Here is a 3,529-nt window from a genome sequence, read left to right as displayed (position 1 = left end):
CCCGCTTATTCCGGCGGCCATCGAATTCACCATAAAAGATCTGTTCCCAGTTGCCAAAGTCTAGCCGACCTTTGGTAATAGCTACCACTACTTCGCGACCCATGATCTGACGCTTATGATGGGCATCCCCATTGTCCTCACCAGTTCGATTATGATGATAGCGATCAGGACTGGCATCAAAGGGTGCCAACCACTCCAGCCAGCGTTTATAATCCTCCTTCAAACCAGATTCTTCATCATTGATAAAGACCGATGCTGTGATATGCATGGCGTTGACCAGACATAAACCTTCCTGAATACCACTGTCATGAACGATAACTTCCACATCGCGGGTGATATTTACAAACCCCATCCGTTCAGGGACATTAAAATGCAGATACTTGGTTGTTGATTTCATTGGCTTGTCTCCAGTTGTATCATATTATACTCCAAAACTGCATCCAGCTACTTGACCACGATCAGCCCGCTTTGGGGGGGCACTTTTACTGAACCGGACACACTCCCTTGACCAGCAAGGCCGGCTCCTTTTGCATCTGCCAGGATGGTCCACTCTCCTTCGGTCAAATCGAAGTCCACAGAACTAATTGTATTGGCATTCAAGAACACGATCACTTGCGGAGCTTGCCCCATACTGAAACCAAATGAGAGCTCATTTTCACCCTTCAAAAAGCTTCGGAAATCGCGGTCAACATTGCGGATCTCAGGATATTTGCTGCGAATGGCAATGAGACCACGATAATAGTCAACCAGATCCTGATTTAAGATTTTTTCATCCCAGTTCAACCAGTTGGTCTCGTCGTCCTTTTCATAGGAGTTATGATCCAGCTGACCAACTTCTGGATCACTTCCAATACTATTGGCGATGACCTTGGAGCGTCCCCAACTTTGTCCCTGAGCAATCATCACCGGTCCCTGACTGACCAAAAGGTTCAATGCGGCAAACTTGTGAATGCTTAACTCTTCAGCAGAGAGTCTGGCAACCTGGTTCCGGGTAACTGCTTCATGTTTACCCACCTTTCCCAGAGCTAATCGGACAAAGTCACCCAGGGTGTGATCATCATGACTTTCCAGATAATTCACACTTTGGATGGGTTTCAGGTAGTGACCCCCTTCCCTTTTGAGATAGCCTCGCATCAGCTTTTTGTAATGTTCTGTACTATTGCCATCCCACAGCTTCCCAAATATAAAACCTTCATCATCTTTTCTGGGGTTCCGGCCCTTGATACTGTTTCTAAAATGATCATTCCAGGAGGCCCAGCCATGCTCTGCCAATTCTGCTGGATTATAGCCACCACCGCCCCAGGGCTCAGCGATCAATACTACTGCTGGGTTGACTGCTCGGGTGGCAGCTGTGATGGCATCGATCGTTTCCAGGTCGATCATAGTAGCCAGATCAAAGCGAAATCCATCTATGTGATATTCCTCCATCCAATAGACCAGGCTTTCAACGATCATCTTGCGGGCCATGGGATTTTCGGTCTTGAAATCATTCCCACAGCCACTATGTGACCGGTAATCTCCATCCACATTCAATTTAAAGTAATATGATTTGTCGATCAACTTGAAGGGGTTGGAATCGTACTGAGAAACATGGTTATAGACGACATCCATAATGACTGATATTCCCTCGGCATGCAGTGCTTTCACCATTTGCTTCATCTCCAGGACAGCTCGACCATCCTGACCAACCCAAGCCCCCCGATCAGCCACACCGTCAGATCCGTAATAGATCTCAGGTGCAAAGAAAAAGGAAGTCATATAACCCCAGTGATTATTCTCATAGGGATTCCAGTTATTATAAATACCCAATTCCGGGTTTTTAAAATCGATCTCGATGTTCCCGAATTCCTGAAGGGGTAAAAATTCGACTGTATTGTAACCCATATCTTTGAGGTGAGCGATACCCCCTTTTTGATCTGATTCAGTAAATCCCAGATAGGTTCCTCCTTGTGAAGAACCGGAGGTAGAATGAACCGACATGTCTCTCAGATGGGCTTCCAGAATCACCATATCCCCTAGAGAGGTCTTGGTGAAGTCATCACCCTCCCAATCAAATTCGTCTTGAGGTAAGATGACTGTCTTTGTGGGGTATTGGAAGTGGTTCTGGCGGACTACGGCTCTAGAATAAGGATCAGCTAACTGGTTTTCCGGTGCTGTATCTAAAGCATAAGCATAGTAAGCAGTAGCATCTCTCACAGGTAAACTGATCTTCCAGACACCATTAGCATTTTTTGTCATGGACCTTGAAACACCCTTAACATCATCGTGTTGTTCGAAGAAAATGATGCTCATCATTTCAACGGCAGGGGCATACACTCTGAAGGAGAGGGTCTGTCCCTCCCGAATAAGCCCTAATTTTTCATCAGATGCTTTAATGGGTCTGCTATTGGTGTTCATCTCGCTCCCTGATCTTGGATTATTGGAACAGGCTATCAACATGCTGAAGATAGCCAAACATAGGATTACCTGGTTGATACGCATGTGAGTTCTCCCGCAGAATTACAAAAAACCGGTTACTTGGGTTCACCTAATTGACTGCTGGCTGACAATTCGTCAATTAGCTATTAATTGCTCGGAAACATAATGTGAATCCGAGGATTATAAAGTCATATTCAGCGAGCTTTTTGTAACGCATTGAATGCATATAGCTCTAAAACAGACAATGCTGATAGCATAGATGTCATTAATAACCGCAAAGAGCGCCAGGAACGCAGAGAAAGAGCTTCAAAATACCATTTGGGTTGTGATTCTATTACTTTCTCAGTAAGCGCATTTTTTGTGGAATCAACATTATTAGAAGAAGGATAAAAAAATGAAAAAGAATAAAATAATTGCCAGTATTGCCGCTGTTCTCTTTGTGATATTTGGGATCTTTATGATCGGTACCACCTCGGTTTCCGCTCAGGAAGCACCTGATTTCACACTGACCGATATTGAGGGGAATGAAGTTTCCCTGTCTGATTTCAAGGGGAAGGTGATCATCATTGATTTCTGGGCTACCTGGTGTGGTCCCTGTAAGATGGAAATCCCCAGTTTTATCAAACTTCAGGATGATTATGCTGATGATGTGGTCATACTTGGTGTTTCTCTGGATCAGGGGGGTCCCAAGGCGGTTGTGCCCTTTGCCAAAAAAATGAACATCAATTACCCCATTGTTTATGGAGATGGCGGCGTGGTTCAGGCTTATGGCGGTATCCGGGGTATTCCCACTACTTTTGTGGTTGATCGTGATTTTAATATCCAGCGAAAATATGTTGGCTATACAGACCACAAGGTATTTGAGAAAGATATCCTGGCTCTTAGATAAGCAAGCATCAAGAAAAGGGGTTCTTTGAGTGTGAGTCATGTAATACCATTTATACTTTAGAGGGCGCGCATAGGTTCAAAATATTTTGCTGTTCTGTAAGCTTAAAATTATAACCATAGCGGTAGCTATGGTTATAATTTTGGCTCATCCCCTAAATGCGTACCTCAGACTTAGTTGGATTGTCAGGAAGCTTTCATTTTTTACTCAGATCCAGATTCCCTG

The 3,529-nt window shown here is 44.4% G+C and carries 3 protein-coding genes; 1 reads left to right on the top strand and 2 read right to left on the bottom strand.

Going from position 1 to position 3,529, the window contains the following annotated elements; all coding sequences use genetic code 11:
* Both U9Q77_05935 and U9Q77_05930 read right to left on the bottom strand, forming a co-directional pair.
* The coding region (locus U9Q77_05935) for a secondary thiamine-phosphate synthase enzyme YjbQ (GenBank protein ID MEA3286897.1) at nt 1-397 on the bottom strand (397 nt) is incomplete at its 3' end.
* A gap of 47 nt (nt 398-444) precedes the next feature.
* Nucleotides 445-2,397: an alpha-amylase family glycosyl hydrolase gene (locus U9Q77_05930; protein ID MEA3286896.1), complete on the bottom strand. Its 1,953-nt coding sequence runs from the start codon at nt 2,395-2,397 to the stop codon at nt 445-447.
* 415 nt (nt 2,398-2,812) lie between these two features.
* Here U9Q77_05930 and U9Q77_05925 point away from each other — a divergent pair, with 415 nt between their 5' ends.
* Entirely contained in the window at nt 2,813-3,307 is a 495-nt protein-coding gene (locus U9Q77_05925) for a TlpA disulfide reductase family protein (protein ID MEA3286895.1), read from the top strand.
* Nucleotides 3,308-3,529: the final 222 nt, after the last annotated feature.

This window comes from Candidatus Neomarinimicrobiota bacterium, from assembly GCA_034716895.1.
Lineage (GTDB): Bacteria > Fidelibacterota > UBA8477 > UBA8477 > JABMPR01 > JABMPR01.
Note: the sequence above shows the minus strand (reverse complement) of the source record. Positions and strands in the feature narration are given on the sequence as shown.